Genomic DNA, 20,357 nt, shown 5'->3' on the forward strand with positions numbered 1-20,357 from the left:
CATGTTATTTGTTTGTGGGAATGTTATTTAGCTGGAATACAATAGAATTAGACTTAAAAGAGCTTCAAAAAAGGATGAGAAGAAAAGGGAATCCAGTAAGTCTGACTCCTTTCCCTTAAATAATCTACTTATGGAACGGGTGTTTACTTGTAAAATGAATTTTAAATTGGATTCCTTGAGGGAGATTTGATCGACGGAGGGAATGGATAGATAAACAAAATTACAGAGAATGTAATGGAAAGAACTATAGGAAATATTAAGGAGTTATTAAATAATATGTTTTTTAGTATTTAAGAAGGGCCCGTGTATAAATTATTACATATCAAAATAAACGATTAGTCATTAAATAAAGAGAAGGATACTAGTTATTTGTATAAATGGAATATCGGAGAGTAGGAAATTAATATAAGTAGAGGGGGCAATCCTCAGTATTTCTTGAATGTTAATAAGCATTAAACTTTATATTGCAACACTTACAGGTGATGCTCCAACTGTTACCTAACAGGAATGTAATAGAATTAGACTTTACAGAGCTTCTAAAAAAGATGAAAAGAAAGGGGAATCCAGTAATTCTCACTCTTTTTTCTTAAATAATCTACATATGATACGGTTGTTTCCCTTTATCATAAATTTTACATTGGATTCTTTGAGGAAGATTAGGTAGATATAGGATATGGAGGATGAATGAATAGATAAACAAAATGAAAGAGAAATGTAAGAATTACTGGAATTGTTAAGTGGTTATTAGGTAATAAATTTTAAAGTATTTAAGAGTGAGAAGATGTGTATCAATCGTTACTTAAAAAGTAAAAGATTAGTCATTAAATGGAGAGAAGTGTCTAAGTTACTTGTATAGATGAAATAATGGAGCATATGAAATTAAAGCATGATGAAACATGTTGAAATAAATAGATGGGGATCTCTAGGTAGGTTAAGCAAAGAAATAAGGTATGCTGAGAAAGTAGCTATTGAATTCGAAGAAGTTAAAGTGTGAAAGGTGTCACTTATGTTAACTTGAATATCTACTACTTATTTACTCTATATAAAAAAGCAGCTGCACAAAAGTACAGCTAGTTTTCTTTACAAGTTTATATGACTTTAATGACGAATTGAGATTGAGGTATATATAGTAATTGAGCTGTTAAGGAAGTTGTTGTATTAGCAAATGGGTATGCTTCCTTATAAAGAAAATTACTATACACTATTTCATTCATTTCATAGGTCGTACACAGTTTTTTTAGGATTTTTTGAGAAATTTTATTTGTACAAGCAGCAATAAAATCATAATCTCTTTTACTTATTTCTTGAATGGCATGTGAAAGAAGGGTAGTGACTATACCACTTCCCATCCAATCTGGATGACAAGCGCCCATATCTAGATAAACCAATTTTTCTTTATCTAAATGAGAAAACTCAATAGATTCTGTCTCTAATGTATCTAAAAGTTGAAAAATAGGTTCCATTTGCGGGCATAGTTCAATCGCTTTCTCTGTATCTATTAGTGGCTGGGTTACTTTTTTTGTTAAAAGAACTCCAACAATTTGAAAATTTTCTATTGCTACAAATGACATAGCTTGAGATACAGCTTGTTTCATCATTTCTTCGCACATTTTGTGAAAAGGAGCAAAAGGAATTTGTAAACTGCTTACAAGAGGTTCATTATTCACAAAAGAATGTGCAAGTAAATGTGCTGCATCTTTCACGTGGTGTGTATCAAGTAGCTCTATATTCATATGTTTTTCCTCTTTCCTGATATAGTGAATAGTAATTAAAAGGATTAAAAATTTTATTTCATTTAGTTAAGTTTAACTATTAAAGCGCTAACAAATATGGTTATGAAACATATGAATGAATCTGTTTAGTAGCAATCGAAATATGTTCATAAAGAAATTCTACGATCTCATCTATACATTCAACAGTTGTATATGGAGAGATAGAAAAGAATTTTAATGTAGAAATCGGATTTCTATCATAACTGTTTATTACATCTACTACACAAGAACGAGTTGTATCACCAAAAAATACTTGATCGCGATTTTTTCCTAGGTAATTAAATAGTTCTATATTTAATCGGTTTGTATCCTCAATTTCTTCCTTTGTTGCAAGGCCTATTCGTTCTTTTTCCCAATTTTCTTGGCCATCTCCATTCATATAGAAACGAAAAGTTGTAATTGGTCCATATGTAAAATCATTTGTGATTGCGACTTGAGGGAGGGCCTTGCGCAACTTCTCTCTAAATAATAGATTTACACGAATATAATTTGCTAGTAGTTTTTGATATCCTTCAATTCCAAAGGCTAATAGATTGATATACATCGGAATAGCACTACCAGCTCGTGAACATTCTAAAGTATATCCTGTATGATAACTCCCATATGATCTATTACCAAGATAAGGTGTATCATCTTGTTCAATGTCCATCAGTTGTAAATCAGTATGATTTTTTACGATTAAAATACTTGAAGCATAAGGTGTTTGTCCTAATTTATGAAAATCAAAACATACACTATCAGCAAGTGCCATGTATTGCATTTTATCTTGTACGTATAGTAAAGCATTTTTTAAGTTAGGTTCAAATGAAAGTGGATTTTCTTCGAAATTATAATTATTAAAGAAACTATAGAATCCACCCATTGCAGAATCCGCATGGATATAAATAGGTTTTAATTTATATTTTTTTTGTATTGCTTCAGCGCTCTCTTTAATTTTTTTTATATCATCAATGGTAAAAGTATCTGTTGACCCCATAGTAGCTAGAATATAAAGGGGAATACCACCATTATTAATAACTTGTATCATCTTTGCCTCTAAATCATCTATATCCATAGAATTTGAATAAGGATCCGTTTTCACTTTAATTAAGTGATTTGATCCAATGCCAGTTGCTTCAGCTGATTTTAATAAACTATAGTGTGCATTTTCAGAAGCAAAGCAATATACATTTTGTGGAGCACCATATTCTTTTGCTAATGGGAATTGTTTAGAAATTGCTAAGCGTAAGCTCGAAAATACACAACCTTGTCCACCCCATGTTGTATAACCGCCGCTATTATGCGGATTATAACCAATCAGTTTTGAAAGCATGGATACAACTTTTACTTCTGCTTCTGCTGCCCCTGGGCCATAGACATCCCAAACACCATTACCATTTAAAAGAGCCATGGTTAGTTGACCCAATAATGACGGAATACTTGGTAGTGGTACGGCGTTCGATAAGTAGTATTTATTTGGATAAGGATGGCCATTCATAAATTGGTTTAGCTCTTCTATAACCTCAGACATAGTGATGCCAGCTAGTGGAATATGACTTTGGTGAATTAAGCCATTGTAGTATCCTTCTGATTTTTCCTCACATTTACCTAAAGTAGCTCGCTCTTCATTTTTTAATCGGTCAAGATTTTTAATTATTTTCTGCATAGATTCTAATAAAAGTTGTTGTTTTTCTTCATTTCCGTCAACGCTCGGAAATAATTTTAAAATATCTTGCATGCAGTCACTTCTCCTTGTGAAAAACTGGATTTTTATTTTACTTGGTTAAACATAAGGGTGTAATAATTTGTAATTGCCCTTTTGAATACTTAGAAATGAGGAGCTATTTAGAAAAAAATGTAATTCCATAGAAGATTATATGAATTATAGAATTTAAAGTAAAGAAAAATTTTTTGATTTATTTCAAAAAAATTAATTGTGAGATAATGAAGTTTCTAAAAATATTTCTGAATTAATTGTTTATTTGGTTTGCATGATGCCCTAGCATGTATTTAACTAATGTAGTAGATATTTTAATATAATGTAAAACGTATTATAAGGTAGTTGAATAAAAGGGTTCAACTACCTTATAAACTGTAGAAATTGTTGGGGAAAGATAAAAAATAGGGTGGAAGTGCTAAAGATATGTTCTAGTTGGGAAGAAGTAGTAGTATGGATTTGGTAGAAAAATCAGCATAATTTTTTTATGGAATAATAATTATTCGATCAAAGTTTTTTAATGAATTCAATTTCATTGTCTAATAATAATGGACGAGTTAAGTGTGAAGAGTTTTCTTCAACCTGGGTAGAATTTTTTGCACCAGGAATAGCAACTGAAACGGCTGGGTGACTTAAAACATAACGTAAAGCAACTTGCGCTAAACTTCGATTTGAACGTACAAGTGAACGTAATTTCTCTACTGTATTTAAGCTATCTTTAAACCACTTTTCTTTTGGCCAATCTTTTCTTAAATCATCGTCTGGAAATTGAGTTTCATGATTAAATTTCCCAGTTAAAATTCCCATCTTAAGTGGACCTCTTATCACAGCACCTAAATTATGTTTTTCAATATAAGGAAGGATGTCTTTTTCAGGTTCTTTATTCAAAATACTATAATCGAATTGTACGACATCTAAATCATTATTCTGATTAAAATGTTTTATATAATCTAAATCATTAGTAGAAACGCCAACAGCTCTCACTTTGCCAGATTTTTTTAAGGTTTGGAAAGCTTGTAGAAAGGCTTCAGTTTCTTCCGGTTTATCCCACCAAATATGACAAAAGTACACATCTATATAATCCGTTTTAAGCCGTAGTAAACTAGCCTCAAACGCATCAATGATCTTTTGAGGATCTCCATAAACGGCTGGTTGATTTGGGTCATAATGATGACCAATTAATCCACCTTTTGTAGAAAGAATTATATCCTGCCTACGATTATTTATGGTTTTTGCAACTAGCGTTTCACTATGACCTAATCCATAAACATCAGCAGTGTCAATAAAATTGACCCCTAGGTCAATTGCTTTTTCAATTGCATCAAGTGATTCATTATCTTTTACTGCTCCCCATTCATCTCCACCAATTGCCCAAGAACCGAATCCTATTTCTGAAACTATTAACCCCGTGTTACCTAATAATCTATATTCCATTATGTACGGACTCCTCCTTTGCAGCTTATGTTATAAGAAGTATATATAGTGACCAGTTGGAATATTCTTGAATTTATTTTCGGAGTATAAATTAGACTATTTCCTTTAATAAAATATGTAAGATTGCTGTATAAAAAGAAATTAGAATTATTAGTGAAATGGTTTTTTATGCTTAAATTGAATAAAAGTATGAATTGATACAGTATAAATATGAGTTTTATTCATAATTTTAATAACTATGCAATAAGCGAAATAAATGTTGAATTTAGTCGGAAAATATAGATTTACAAATTGCAGAATGTGTACATATAGTTGTAACTGTAAATATTATCCGTTTTTAAATATTTATAAAAGGAGAAATTCATATGAAAGAAATACAAAAGAAATATGAAATTGTAGAAGAATTGGATGTAACAGTAGGCCAAGAAGCATTATGGATAGCTCATCAAATGGAAATAGAAAAAGGAATGAACAATGAACCGATTATAATAAAGTTAAAAGGAAATCTTCAAATAGAGGTTTTAAAGAAAACGCTTACTACGATAGTGCAATCACATCCGGCGCTACGTACAATATTTAAGAAGAGGGATGAAAAAATAAAGCAATTAATTCAAAAGAATGTAGAATTTGATATACCAATTAAAGATTTAACTGCTTTTAAAAACACAGAACAAAAATCTATTTTAAAAAATTTCTTAGAATCTATAGTGAATGAGAAATTTAGTTTAGAAGAGGGGCCTTTGTTTAAATTCCACATTATTAAATTCAGTGAAGATACATTTGTTTTACATTTAATGTTTCATCACATTATTTACGATGGATGGAGTTTAGGAGTTTTCATCCGACAATTATCCAATACGTATGGTGAATTACTTCAAGGGAAGACGAATGTAGAATTTGAATCTCCTTATCAGAACCTCGTAGAGTATGAGGAGGGTTTTATTGATAGTGCAATATATAAAGATGGATCATCGTATTGGAAAGATTATTTACAAGGTGAATTAACTCCTACAGAGTTTCCTATTGATTTTAATAAAATGAATGAAAAAAGATATACAGATAAAAATATAAGTAAGAATATTAATTCGGATTTATTTTATCAAATACAATGTTTTGCTAAAAAAAATAATATAAGTATTTATCGAGTAATGTTAAGTACTTATTGTACCTTGCTTCATCAAATGACAAATGCTAAAGAGATAATTGTTGGTATTCCAATTAATACTAGACCACATACAGAAGAACGAAATACTTTTGGCTATTTTGTTAATACAGTACCTATACGTATAACAATAGAAAAGGGAGAAACATTTAAGGGAATACTTAATAAAGTGAATAAATCTATTCATCTAGCTATTACGTATAAACATAATCCATACTCACATATAGTAAAAGATTTAAATCTAAATACAAATACAAATCATAATATGGTATATTCCACAGCATTTAATACGATGAAGATACCGGAATTAAAAATTCCTGATATTGAGTCAACAGTTTTAACAGATTGTAAAAGAGTAAATCCTTTTAATATGACTTGGAGAATAATGCGATATGAAGGGGAAACAGAGAATAAAATTGAGGTTGACTTTAACTCAGCATTATATAAACCAGAGAGTATTAGTGATTTAGTCGAAAGATATATATATTTGTTACAAAAACTAATGAAGAATGTGAACGAACCTATCCATTCATTGGATTTACTTGTAGAGAAAGATCATCGTCTATACAAAGAAATGAACTCAAATGCTCTTACATATCCTCATTCAAAAACACTAGATCAATTAATCGATCTACAATCATTAAAATCACCAAATCAAATAGCGATTTCAATGGGGGATAAATCCATTACCTATTATGAATTACAGCAAAGGTCAAATCAAATTGCGAATTATTTATGTGAAAATGATATAAAAAAGGGACAACGTGTAAGTATTACTATGGAAAGAGAGATTGATACCATTGTATGGATTCTAGGTATCCTAAAATCAGGTGGAGTTTATGTACCAATCGATCCAAAGTTTCCTGAAAAAAGAATAGAATACATCTTAAAAGATAGCGAAAGTCAAATGATTATTACGAAGAAAGAATACAGGGGATTGGTTGAAAGTTTTGCAATTCATACAATTTATCTAGAAGATTTTCATTACGCTAATTCCATAGAAAATATTACGCCTACACATACCATAGAAGATGCAGCTTATATTATCTACACGTCAGGTTCAACAGGTTTGCCAAAAGGAGTCGTTGTACCACATAAAGGCGTAGTTAATTTATCATATTCATTAATCAATACATTTCATTTAGGCAAAGAAGATGTATCTTTACAATTTGCAACGATCATTTTTGACGCCTCCATTATGGAAATATTTCCGATTTTGCTATGTGGAGGGATAATGCATTTAATTTCTGAAATCGAAAAACGTTCAGCAGAGGAATTTATAAATGTAATTGAAAAGAATGGTATTACAAATGTGGTTTTACCAACTGCGTTTTTTAAATTAATAGCTGATATGCCAAAAGAAATGTTACTTAAATTAAATTCTGTAAAACGTGTATTTGTAGGAGGGGAAACTTTACCTGCTGAATCAGTTCGTAAATGGCAAAGTAAATTAGGGTTAAAGATTCCAGTTCTTAATGCATATGGTCCTACTGAAACTACTGTATGTGCAACCATGTATGAAGTAAATCGTGAGATACAAAAAGAAATTTCTAATATCCCAATCGGTAAACCAATTGCTAATAGTGAAGTTTTCGTGGTTAGTCCGTTCAATGCATTATGTCCGTCAGGTGTAGTAGGTGAGTTATTTATTGGCGGTGATGGAGTTGCCAACGGATATTTAAATCAAAAGGAAAAAACAAAAGAGGCGTTTATTTCTTTCGATAAATCCTATAATTACAATAAAAAGATGTATCGTACTGGAGATTTAGTACGCCTTTTACCGAATGGAAATTTAGAATTTATCGGAAGGAAAGATAATCAAGTAAAAATACGTGGGTATCGAATTGAGCTGGATGAAATTGAAGGAACATTATTTAAACATCCAGAAGTGAGAGATGCTGTAGTATTCACTTATCAAAACGACAAAATCGTTAGTTTTTATTTATCTAAAGACAATACAGAACTAAAACAAGAGGCATTAAAAACATTCTTAAGTGAAAGTTTACCAGATTTTATGATGCCAAATTATATATTTCACCTTGAAAGTTTTCCTGTATCGCCAAGCGGGAAACTAGATAGAAAAAAATTAGAATTACAAATCCCATTTTTACTTGAAAACATGCAGAAGCAATATGTTCCACCGATAAGTGAAACAGAAAAAAGATTGGCAAAAACATGGGCAGAGATTTTAAATTTAGGGAAATATAGAATCGGCAGAGATGATGACTTTTTTAAACTTGGGGGACATTCATTAATTGCTGTGCAAGTGTTAAATCAAATTCAAAAAGAGTTTCATCTAAAAATTGAAATTAGAGATATTTTTGAGCATACAACGATTGCTAGTCTATCTGCTTACATCGATAAATTAATGGCAGTAAATCATGATAGGGAAGAACAGGAGATGCAAGTATTAAAAGTCGCAGATAAGGAAAGTTATCAGTTATCAAGTGCTCAAAAAAGAATTTGGTTTTTAAATAAGTATAACGCCATTAATAGAGTATATGATACACCACTACACATATATATTGAGCCGAGTTTAAATAAGAATATTCTACAAGACACCATAAGATTTTTAGTTGAACGACACGAGATGCTACGGTCAGTGTTTATTGAAAGAAATGGAGAGCCTAGACAAGTCATTTTAAACTCAATAGCGATTGACCTAATTCACGATGAGATTGAACACATGTCTAAAAAAGAACAACAAGAATATATACGTACAACAATAAATCAAACGGATCATACACCATTTGATTTAGAAAATGGCCCTCTTTTTAGGATTAGAATTTTTAATCTGGATAAGAAAAAGTCTTATTTATATATCAATTTACATCACATTATTACAGATGAGTGGAGTGTAAGGAATTTATTAGATGAATTAATGAAGGTATATAGTGCCTTTGCAAAACGTAGAAATCCTGAGTTGCCAACTATCTCTAATCGATATGTAGATTATGCTGAGTGGGAACAGGAGCAGTTAAATTTAGGTCGATGGGATACGGAAAAATCTTATTGGATGGCCGAACTTGCAGCACCTCTTCCTATATTAAATCTTCCTTTAGATTTTAGTAGGAATCGTCAAAGTACAAATAAAGGTACAGTATTTGAAATGAAGTTAGATAATGAAATGAAAGAGTCTTTGAAACAAGTATGTGAACAAGAGAATGTTTCTATGTATATGCTGTTTTTAGCAGCGTATATTCAATTGTTACATTATCTAACGGATCAAAAAGATATTATTGTAGGTACACCGGTTGTTGGAAGGAATCATCAAGAATTTGAACAAATACAAGGATTCTTTGTAAATACCCTAGCAATTAGAACACAGTTAAATGATGTGAAAAATTTAACACAGCTATTACAAGTAGTGAGAGAAAAATGTTTGAATTCTTTCCAAAACCAATCTTACCCATTTGATAAAGTAATTGAACAAATAAATCCTGATAGAAGCTTTGGAAATAACCCGATCTTTTCTACTATGTTTAGTTATCAGAAAGATATTCTGCAGCAACATGATGCATACAAGCTTCAGTTGTTACCTAATAAACAAGATATTAGTAAGTTTGACATTTCTTTAGCTGTTGAAGAAGGATTGGATTATGTAGGGGTTTCATTTGAGTATGATATTAATCTTTTCAAGGAAGAGTCCATTAATAGGTTTACTCAAAATTTACTTACTATACTGGAGGCATTTATTCATCAACGAACAGTAGCATATGAGGATCTTTCATTTCTATCACGGGAAGAAGAATCTCTTTATAAAAAGGTAAATCATACAGAAAGACCCTATCCTTATTTTCAAAATATACAAGAGCAATTCTATATGCAAGTAGATAGACAACCTGATCGGATTGCTATAGCGACTGAAACGGAATCTTTAACATATAGACAATTAAATATGAGCTCTAATCAAGTAGCTCAACATTTACTCGAAAAAGGTATAAAAAGAGGAGATAAGGTAGCCATATTTTTAGATAGAAGTATGAATAGTATCGTTTCTATGCTTGGAATATTAAAAGCCGGTGCTGCCTATATACCAATCGATGTAAAATACCCTGAGGATAGAATAAATTATATAGTTCGTGACAGTGAGGCATGTAGAATTATAACGAGTAACAAATACAAAAGTCATTTGAATGTAAGTAATTATAAGGTTTCAATAATAGAGGATATATATCGTACGACTATAAATGATGATGTGAAAATTTTAAATAAACCAGATGATTTGGCATATGTAATTTATACTTCAGGATCAACAGGTAAACCAAAAGGTACATTATTAACACATAAAGGAGTATTAAATTTAGTTGAATGGAGAAATGAAGTATTTCAGATTTCTTCAAATGATAAAGTAACACAGTTTTATTCCCATAGTTTTGATTCTTCAGTATCAGAAATTTTTTCTACCTTGTTAAATGGGGCGGAACTATATGTATTAAGTGATGAACAGCGCTATTCAACTGTCGCATATGCTCAAGCCATTCAAGAAACACAAGCAACTATTTCTGACTTACCAACAGTATTTTTCAATGAATTATCGACTTCATTAACGAAACTGGATTGCGAAAAGATACGTTCTTTAAGATTTATAATAATGGGAGGGGAAGCTGCATCAACAAATGCTATTAGAAGTTGGCAAAATACTTTTAAAAACCAAGTACAGCTGGTAAATGAGTATGGGCCTACTGAAGCAACCGTTTCAGCAATGTATTATTTCATACCAGTTTTAGAAGGCGACAATAATCTTTTAGGAAGTATACCAATTGGTATTCCTATTTCTAATACAAAGGTTCATATATTGAATTCATATATGCAACATTGTCCGGTAGGGGGCATGGGTGAATTATATATTGAAAGTTTAGGATTGGCCCAAGGGTATTGGAAGCAGGAAGAGAAAACAAAACAGGCATTTATTTCAAACCCATTTTCAGAAGACAATAGTAAAAGATTATACCGAACTGGTGATTTAGCAAGATGGTTACCAAATGGAAATATAGAATTTATGGGAAGAAAAGATAAGCAGGTTAAAATTAGAGGGCACAGAATTGAGTTAGGGGAAATAGAAGATGCAATGTTACAACTTGAAGGGATAAGTCAGGCTGTGGTAACACAAACGAAAGATGGAATGTTACTGCAAGCTTATTATAAAACAGTGGACGGTATAGGGATAGAGAAAAATAAGTTAGCTTTACATTTATCAAATGTATTGCCAGAATATATGATCCCTAAATATTACTCTCATGTGCTAGAAATACCAATAACGGCGAATGGGAAAATTGATTTTGAAAAACTACCAGAAATAGAGTTTGATCATGAGCAAAAGGATGAGTGTATACTTAAGCCTCAAACTAAAGTACAAAAAAACATTGCAAAGGTATGGTCTGAAGTTCTAAATGTAAAATCTATAGGTTTAAAAGATGATTTCTTTAATTTGGGTGGACATTCTTTAAAAGTTATGCCGGCATTAGTCAAATTAAAACCGTTATATCCTAACTTGAAAATTCAAGATTTCTTTAAGTATAGAACCATAGAAAAATTAGCCTCTCATATTGAAGAGATGGAAGATATGTCGTTCAAGAAAGAGAAAAATATGAATGTAGCATGTAGGGAAAATGAAACGAAAACGACTCCTGTTTATGAAACAACTAAATTAGAAGAATGTGAGTTAGATATGGTGAATTATCCAAAGGCAGTTTTCCTTACAGGGGCAACAGGATATTTAGGAGCACATATTTTAGAACGGTTATTACAGTTACCATCTACGACTATTTACTGTTTAGTAAGAAAAAGTGAGGGTCAAGTAATTGGTGCAAAGTTAAAAGAAAGAATGGAGTTTTATTTCGGTAAAGAAATCCTCCAAAAGTTGAAGGAGAGAGTAGAATTAATTGAAGGAGATTTATCTTTGATGAATCTAGGTCTAGATTCAAAGCAATTGGACCATTTAAAGAATAGGGTAGAGTCAATCATACATTGTGGTGGAGAAGTTAGACACTATGGAGAACGTGAGCATTTTCAAAAGGTAAATGTTGAGTCTACAAAATACTTATTGGAATTAGCTAAGCACACAAATGTGCGTTTTCATTATATATCGACTTTAAGTGTAGTAGGTCAGGCTGAAAGCGATCCAAAAGAATTTGAATTCTTTGAGTCTGATTTTGATAGAGGGCAAAATTTAGATAATCTGTACCTAGAAAGTAAGTTTCAAGGCGAGAAAATGGTCAGAGAAGCAATGGAAAAAGGAGTTCGTGCCACAATATACCGTGTGGGGAATTTAGTGGGTAACTCTAAAACAGGTAAATTTCAATACAATATTAATGAAAACGCATTTTATAGATTATTAAAAGGGATATGCCTATCTAGCATAGCTCCTGACGTCAATACGTATGTAGATTTAACGCCTGTAGACTATGGAAGTTTAGCTATTACTGAATTATCTTATAAGGCCAATACAGTAAATAAAACCATGCATATTTGTAATCCAATTCAGCCAAAATGGGAACAATTTATTAATAGTTTACAAGCTTTTGGATACGATATCCTGTTAATGAAACAAGAAAAATATATAGAGAAGTTTTTTAATACGAATTTAACTACTGATGAACAGAAAGCTTTAGAGCTCATAATGCCTTTATTAGAATCTGTAGAAGAGCTATCAGTAGCTATACCATCTTGTTTATACACGCAAGGATATTTGAAGAATGTACATTGTTTAGAGCCAAATCAAGAGTATATCAATTTGTTATTAAATTATGCTATGAGCATAAAGTATTTACCATTAATTAAAGAACCAATATTGTTGTAGAATACTCTATCGTTTTTGAATAAAAAAGAACCTGTTTTCCATTGAGAACAGGTTCTTTTTCTGGAAAGATAACTACTTAGTGGTACGGAACAGATTTCTTCTCAATAGGGTTGGGAATAAGCTGTTGAAAATATTGATTTTCCAGTGCCAAATAGTCCTTATTTAGCTAAAAAATAGCCTTAACGTACACCAACGCCTCGAAATATGTCCAAATTGTGTCTCAACGTATAATTTTCTTTTTGGATATGGTGAGGCCATTTAGAAAACTTTGCACCAGAACCCTTTCGTTTACTTTACTAAATATTTCTTTCTCTATTGAATTATCTTCCTGTAAACATGGAATAATAATTTTCACATAACTTAAAATACATTTAAAGAGGTGCAAATAATAATGGATGAATGCAGAGATATATTGCAGAATGGAATTTTCGATGATCACGATCTTACAAATAGGAACTCTTTTAAAAGTAAGCTAAAACAATGGTTGTTAAACTTAACTTATAATCAAGTAAAAGAAATGAAAGGTGGGGGACTGTCATTCAATATACCAATCGTTATTGAAGATATTCCAACCCCATTTGAATTTGATTTAGATGGAAACTACTCGGAAGATGAATTTAAACAATTCCAGAGTTTTTTAAGCCAAGGGACAATTAAGGATTTTGAAAGTGATAGTTATTACAATACAACGAGTCATACAGTCAATCCGTTAATAGTAAAAGCCTGGATTGATTGTATGAAGCTCTCTTCTTCACAACCACCAGTGCCACAGCCACCCGTTCAATTGCCAGGTCCACCGCCTATTGAAGAATTCCAACCAGGATTAAAATCCAGTCTTACTGAGTATGATGAACATACTTTAATTTTTAAAACGTGGTATGTTCCTTTTGGTGCAAATGATCCATATCCAAAAGTCCTTGATTTTAAAGTGTTAGGTGGTACATATAATAATTTTTCAGTTGGAGATTCTATATCCTATCCCAAAAATATTATTATTAAACGAACTGGGCATGAGCCGCTCTTAATTACTTTAACAACCGATAAAGGAGAGACGACCAACCAGCTTCCAGCCACTAAACCACCACAACTTGTAATGAAACACTTTGTATATGAGGAGGTTTTCACGATAACTAATGGATATCAAAAAGTATTTCAAGTTCCTGAACAATTTAAAATTATTGGAGCAGGCTGGTATAATTCTGACAATTTACTAGGGAAAAAATATGTTTATCCAAAATCAGCAAGGGAATGGATTGTAGAAATCCCTAAAAATATTCAAGGCAATGGTCATTTTTGGTTAAGTCTCATTACAATTCATGATCCCGAAGATCAATGGGATGTTAAAATATTTGAACAATCCGTATCCAACCAAAAATCTGTTGATGTACAAGTTTCAGAGGATTATTCACTAACTTGTGGTGGCGCAGCTTTTTACCCGCAAATCCCAGAAGATGTTATTCAAAGCGTCTGTAATATGTCAGGCTTACGCTCATCTTATCCAAAAGATGAAAAAACGTGGTCTGTGACAATTAGTAATGAATGCGATGCAGAACAATTTCCTTCTTGGCAACTGAAAGCATTTGCTATTGGGCTTAAATCTAAAAATAACGAGAAATTTTTACGCCTTGTTTCAACTAGTAATGAAACCAATCGATATGATGTATATTTAGAACAGAAAGATTATGAAATAACGGGGGGAGGTATAAAATTAGAAATACAAGCTGCGAACCTACATGCAGATTTTGGACATTGTGATTCTATATATCCTTATTTTTATTGGACTAATCCAGAAATTCCTCCATTTAAAGGATGGATTATTCGTGATATTATCAGCCCAACTAATGTAAACAATATTACACGTTATGCGCTTGGTATCAAGCATCCAGATTTAGATGTTTTATATTTACCATTAGAATTTCATACAGATCAGTCTTAAAAATTAAAAGGGATACAACGAATATAAATATAGATAAAACTTAAAAATAATTTTCAGTTTCTAATTTTATCTATTTAGTTTCCTGGCGATGGGAGTTCAACCGAGACGCGTGAAAAAATAGTTGATAGACTAATGGGTGTCACTTTTGGAGTTATTTTGCGCTTGTTTTAAGCAATATTTTGCATTATAAGTAAATATTAAAACGCTATCATCATATAAAGCGATAGCGTTTTTTATTTACTTGATTCCGATTACTAAACTATCTTGTGCGGCTTCAACAAGTTCTGTTGTTATTGTTTCTAGCTTATTAATTTCGAGTATTCTTTCAATTTGAGTGAACAGTCTCTGTATGAGCCTAAAGTTTCCTCCAGTAATCTTTATTATGCTAGTTATTGCCTCATAATCGGAAAAGTCCTCAAGCTTTATAGAAAGTCCTAACTCTCCCCATTTATATTCCAAAATATGATGGGTTTCATCTTTACTAAGTTTATCAAATTCATGGGCAAATCCAATTCTAGAGTAGAGGGTATCGAGCTAATCGTTTTTCAATGCCAGGTATTCCAACTAATATCATCGCTATATCATTTCGATCGTAGATATCCCTAAGTTGTTCTAAATTTTGTACTTTTAGGCGATCTATTTCATCAACAATAATCAGGTCGATATCTTCATAAGCGTTAGTGGAGTATTTTTCTTCTCCTCCTTTAGTAAGTACTTTATACATAGTTCTTACCATGTTCATTCTAATTTCAATAGTATGAATCTCGTCAGTCATTTTAGTGGCTCGTACAGCTGGAGCTGTATAAAAAATTGTCCTAGCTTCAAGTATCTTTTCATCTGCATCATGGCCAATTTCATTTGCTGTTTTATAAGCTATTTGTTTTTCAATGGAATCCCAAATTGCATAATACCTTGAGGACAACGTTTTTCCTACTCCCGGTAATCCATAACAAATGCCTATATATTTATATTTAATACATGCATCACAAAACTCGACAAATCGCTTATATTCTTTTGTTTCAATAAATTTTTGACTTTTATTCATTGAAATACCTCTTTAACTTTGACTTTTTGGTAGGTTCATTTGTTTTGTTCTCTAGATCCTTTTGCTTTGACAAGGCCATTTTTTCTACAACAGTTTTTCTAGAATCGAGTTGCTTTTTTTAACTTCTCCGTATTTTATCTCGTGCTGAAACAATTTCTTTTAAATCTACTGTATAATCGGAGATTTCATGGTAAATAGCCGTACATAAGTATTTATCTTGATAAAACACTCGAATCTCCGCAATGTCTCTTGGATCATAACGAATAATGACTGTTTCTCCAACGTATGCAGCTAGAGTTGTGTCTATATATCTAAGTCCTTTGAAGTGAATCCCGTCAGAATGAACCTTCCTTGGTTTCGCTACATTTAGCAATAATAAATCAAGATTTTCCAAACTCTCAGGCATATTGGGAAGAAATCCAGAATTATTCCACGCCTGTATCGGTTCTTTTTTTGTTGTACTGTGAACCTTATGGTGATAGTTACTTATAATGAAATTTGATAATTTTTCATCTAATTCTTCAATGGTAAGAAGTGAAGTGCTAGTCCGATTTCCAAAATAAACGGGTAAATCTTGCAGAAACAATTGATTAATGGTTAAAAAGAATCTCTCTATTTTCCCACGCGCTCTTGGAACACCAACTGTAGAAAAAACTAGATTAATTTTTAAATCAACTGCTACTTGCTCTAAATGGTTGGATGTAAAGTCACTCCGATGGTCTGTATAAAACATTTCAGGAATACCACATATTTGCCAATCGGGATTACTTTTTTTCCATATTGCTTGGTGTAAGACCAAAGATGTATGTATAGCAGAGGGATTTTCAAAAGTTAAGAAATATCCAGCGACTGCTCGGCTATAATCATCTAAAATGATTGTTAGCCAAGGTCTTTCTGGTTTTCCTTATTCATTTAAAACTATAATGTCTAATGGGGTATGGTCTGCTTGCCAAATTTCATTGGGGTAGCTTGCCTCTCTTCGATGAATTAAATCATATTGATTGTTGTATGCTTTTTGACCAACATGAGCTAACTTCTTCAAGCTTGGCGAAAGGGACTGTGATACCTTATGCACTTGATAATAACTTGGGTTTTTACAGCCTTTTTTCTGACATTGCTCACAAATCATCTGATGAATAGAAGTTAATGAATTCCTTTGATATTTTAATATCAATTGTTCGATCGACAAGACAACTTCCGGCTGTAAATGTGTTTTGCCGGCATCACTTCTTGTTTTTCGAATTAAACCCTTTAATCCATTTTGTTTATAGTCCTGAATCCAGTATTGCAGCGTTCTTTTGGCAATACCGTTTTCTTCTATGCTAAAATATTTTAACAAACGTTTGTTTAATTTTTTCATAACTAAATTATGTATCATATTGGTAAAAAGGATAATAAATCCCATTTACATATATTCAAGAATTATAGTTAGTTATAATATGAAATTCATTTTCTTATTGTTAATTAGTCTTGAATATCAGTATATATATGTAAAAATATAACATTATTTTTTATTTACCTATACCTGTATTTTTTATAATTCATTATAATATAGACATTGATTCGAACTATTTTGTATAAAATGTTTGATTGAAATTTTGGGAATAAAGAATAGGTATTTTATTACTTTTTTATTAATTAACATAATTTTCAAATTATAACTCCTCACATGTAAAGATTTGATATATAATGAAATCAACCCGTAGTTAGAGTGTTTGCTCCGATTCAAATTATGAGATAGTTTGTTTCAACTTTGTACATTATCTAAAAAAGAACTTGTAGGGATTCCTACAAGTTCCTTTTGTTTTACTATATCCTTTCTTATTCACTCATTAATGAATAATCTCTGGATAAAATGTTCTTAAATAAGTTTCTCCATTATCATTTATAGTAAATAAACTTAATTTATATGTTTCGCCATTAATATCTATATTATTAAGACTGGTACGATTATCATTAATCCACTCAAAATATGCCATTGTTCCAAAAGCAATTAATCCCTCGGCACTTAAACCAACAAAGAAACCTCCTATTTCTTTAATTAAGTCTATTCCATTTGGATTATGGTCATCTTTTGCTTTGTATTTGTACATAATTGTTATAACTTCGGCTTTATTACTTACTTCTGATACATGTACTTCTACAGTTTTAATAAAAGCAATGGTATCTTCAAATTGTGTCACTTCAAATGGTCCATCATGCAAATAATAATGATACCAAAAATGATGACCGCTAAGATCTTCATTTTTTTGTTCTCCAACGAATATATGTTCAAAAGCAGACGTACTATTATTTCTATAAGTTTGAAACCATAGATTATATAGCAAATCTATCCATTCATCATCACTACTAATATTTTCATACTGCTCCACTTTTTCTCTGACTATTTTCATTGGTTTAGTTTTAATAGCGAATGATAAAAACGCCTTAATTTCATTAATTTCTGTATCACTTAAGGGATCTGAACTTCCACGTCTTGCATTATAATTATCTAACAACCTTTTTACTAAATCATACGATTCCTTTTTACTATTTGGAATAGTTACTTGTGTTAATACATTTACTTGACGAGTTTCACTTGGCTCTCTCGAATCTGAAGTATCACTTATTGGGTTTAAATCGACTATAATAAATCCGGTTTGTTCATTTTTTTCATTTTCACTAATTCCTTTTATAAGGGGAATTATTCCATTCTCATTCATATCAGCTTGCCATATTTCATTCCAGGACATATAAGATACCTCCAACATATAATATTTTTAATTTCACACATTACATTACTATTAGCTAAAAAAATTATTTTATACACTAACAAACTTATTTAATATTCATTTATTCTTAATATCATATTTTTAAATATTAAGCTTTTTCTTTGAACCATACATCTTACCTTCAAACAGCCAATATATAAATTTACATTATGACAATATTTTGACTACCTTTACTTAAATAAAAAATAATATTTCTACAAAAATTATATATAAGGATATTTATTTTTCATGGAAATATTATCCTTCATTAACGTAGTGCGGTTTATCATTAAAAAATCACGCAATTATCCCCTAAAGTTACACGTTTGACTAGAATAAAAATTTCTAAACTGAGCACATTAATTAAGGATTGTTTAAAAAAGGAGGAATTACGATGAATACTTACAGATTAATACCTTTTACAGTTGAATCTACAGATAACATAAAAGAAAAAACTCCAGAAGGAGTAAAACAAATCAAAGCTCCTGAAATTTGGGATGATAGTGATCAAGGTGAAGGAATTGTAGTTGCTATTTTAGATACAGGTTGTGATAAAGACCATCCTGATCTAAAGGATCGTATTCTCTTAGGAAAAAACACTACCAATTATGGGCTCCCAAACGATTTTTCTGATATTGATGGCCATGGTACTCATGTAGCTGGAACTGTTGCAGGAAATGGAACTAATATATTTGGTGTAGCTCCTAAAGCAAGACTTGCCATCTTTAAAGTATTTAGCCCCAATCCAGACCCTAATGAACCACCTGGTGCGTTTAATGAAGATATAATAAAAGCAATTGATGAATGTATTGCTTGGAACAAATCACATGATTCAAAAGATCGCATCCGTGTAATAAATATGTCACTTGGTAGCCCAGTTGATGATTTATATTTTCATGATGCTATTAAAAGAGCAGTAGACGCAGGAATTGTATTTATTTGCGCTGCTGGAAATGAAGGGAGGTTGCCAGATCCTCGTTTTGATATTGCTGGAGATTGTGATCCTGCTGGAGATGAATATGGTTATCCTGCCGTTTATCCTGAAGTTATTTCAGTAGGTGCTACCACACATAAAAATCAATATCCATGCTTTACAAATACAAATTTAGAAGTCGATTTAGTTGCTCCTGGAGTAGAAATATTCTCAACTTATCCTGGAGGTGGTCATATCAATCTTACTGGGACTTCTATGGCAGCCCCTCATATAGCAGGCGCTACGGCGCTTATTATTAAACAGTGCGAAAACGACTTTGGACGTACTCTAACAGAAACTGAAATTTATGCTCAACTTATAAAACGTACAGTTTCATTAGGATTTGACCGCCGAATTGAAGGAAACGGATTATTAGATTTAACACATGGTTATAGAACATTTGAAAATAAATTTACTGATAAGTAATTTTTCAAAAGACTTGTGTCAGTTTTATACGGCATAAGTCTTTTTAGTGCATTTTGTTAAATTTATCTGTTTTCAATTAATCCTTTGCAAATTGAAAATCTTATTTACACAACGGTTCTTTAAAGTATCTATAAAAAAAGAGAGAGTGTTTGGTATTATCCCCTATAGGTAGACAGTAAAAAAAGAGTCCATCTGATATGATGGACTCAATACTGTTTTATCTGGAGGGGATTTTTTTATGGCAAGAAAGGGACAATCATTTCAAAAATATACAGAAGAACTAAAGCGAGAAGCAGTTCGTCTTCGATTAGAAGAGAGAAAATCATTGCGAGAAATTCGTGAACAACTCGGTGTGAAGAGC

At 31.4% G+C, this 20,357-nt stretch carries 9 protein-coding genes and 2 pseudogenes; 4 read left to right on the top strand and 7 right to left on the bottom strand.

The window, feature by feature from the left end; translation table 11 throughout:
• Nucleotides 1-1,088 precede the first annotated feature (1,088 nt).
• The 3 genes from ACTFO4_RS25485 to ACTFO4_RS25495 all read right to left on the bottom strand — a co-directional run bounded on the left by ACTFO4_RS25485 (nucleotide 1,089) and on the right by ACTFO4_RS25495 (nucleotide 4,902).
• Nucleotides 1,089-1,733 carry a hypothetical protein gene (locus ACTFO4_RS25485; RefSeq protein ID WP_440014529.1) on the bottom strand — a complete coding sequence of 215 codons (645 nt, stop codon included), beginning with the start codon at nucleotides 1,731-1,733 and terminating at the stop codon, nucleotides 1,089-1,091.
• A 100-nt stretch (nucleotides 1,734-1,833) separates the two neighbouring features.
• Nucleotides 1,834-3,489 carry a pyridoxal phosphate-dependent decarboxylase family protein gene (locus ACTFO4_RS25490; protein ID WP_440014528.1) on the bottom strand — a complete coding sequence of 552 codons (1,656 nt, stop codon included), beginning with the start codon at nucleotides 3,487-3,489 and terminating at the stop codon, nucleotides 1,834-1,836.
• Nucleotides 3,490-3,975: 486 nt separating this feature from the next.
• Nucleotides 3,976-4,902 (bottom strand): aldo/keto reductase, encoded by a 927-nt coding sequence (locus ACTFO4_RS25495; RefSeq protein ID WP_089607900.1) that lies wholly within the window; start codon nucleotides 4,900-4,902, stop codon nucleotides 3,976-3,978.
• A gap of 365 nt (nucleotides 4,903-5,267) precedes the next feature.
• Between ACTFO4_RS25495 and ACTFO4_RS25500 the strand changes: the two genes are divergently transcribed.
• Entirely contained in the window at nucleotides 5,268-12,866 is a 7,599-nt protein-coding gene (locus ACTFO4_RS25500; RefSeq protein ID WP_440014527.1) for an amino acid adenylation domain-containing protein, read from the top strand.
• Nucleotides 12,867-13,257: 391 nt separating this feature from the next.
• Nucleotides 13,258-14,802: a hypothetical protein gene (locus tag ACTFO4_RS25505; protein ID WP_438906303.1), complete on the top strand. Its 1,545-nt coding sequence runs from the start codon at nucleotides 13,258-13,260 to the stop codon at nucleotides 14,800-14,802.
• Between the two features lie 237 nt (nucleotides 14,803-15,039).
• On the opposite strand, the pseudogene ACTFO4_RS25510 reads toward ACTFO4_RS25505, so the two are convergent.
• The 4 genes and pseudogenes from ACTFO4_RS25510 to ACTFO4_RS25525 form a co-directional block, all read right to left on the bottom strand.
• Nucleotides 15,040-15,847: pseudogene (locus tag ACTFO4_RS25510) on the bottom strand (AAA family ATPase).
• Nucleotides 15,848-15,965: 118 nt separating this feature from the next.
• Nucleotides 15,966-16,580 carry a Mu transposase C-terminal domain-containing protein gene (locus tag ACTFO4_RS25515; protein ID WP_438906302.1) on the bottom strand — a complete coding sequence of 205 codons (615 nt, stop codon included), beginning with the start codon at nucleotides 16,578-16,580 and terminating at the stop codon, nucleotides 15,966-15,968.
• A 171-nt stretch (nucleotides 16,581-16,751) separates the two neighbouring features.
• Nucleotides 16,752-17,252: a helix-turn-helix domain-containing protein gene (locus tag ACTFO4_RS25520; RefSeq protein ID WP_438906301.1), complete on the bottom strand. Its 501-nt coding sequence runs from the start codon at nucleotides 17,250-17,252 to the stop codon at nucleotides 16,752-16,754.
• A 427-nt stretch (nucleotides 17,253-17,679) separates the two neighbouring features.
• Nucleotides 17,680-18,579: a hypothetical protein gene (locus tag ACTFO4_RS25525; RefSeq protein WP_438906300.1), complete on the bottom strand. Its 900-nt coding sequence runs from the start codon at nucleotides 18,577-18,579 to the stop codon at nucleotides 17,680-17,682.
• 412 nt (nucleotides 18,580-18,991) lie between these two features.
• Here ACTFO4_RS25525 and ACTFO4_RS25530 point away from each other — a divergent pair, with 412 nt between their 5' ends.
• Together ACTFO4_RS25530 and ACTFO4_RS25535 are read left to right on the top strand one after the other, a co-directional pair.
• Nucleotides 18,992-19,996 carry a S8 family peptidase gene (locus tag ACTFO4_RS25530; protein WP_438906299.1) on the top strand — a complete coding sequence of 335 codons (1,005 nt, stop codon included), beginning with the start codon at nucleotides 18,992-18,994 and terminating at the stop codon, nucleotides 19,994-19,996.
• A 238-nt stretch (nucleotides 19,997-20,234) separates the two neighbouring features.
• Nucleotides 20,235-20,357 (top strand): annotated as a pseudogene (locus ACTFO4_RS25535) (IS3-like element ISBth8 family transposase); the annotation flags it as partial.

It is taken from the genome of Bacillus cereus group sp. MYBKT14-1, from assembly GCF_051915185.1.
Lineage (GTDB): Bacteria > Bacillota > Bacilli > Bacillales > Bacillaceae_G > Bacillus_A > Bacillus_A cereus.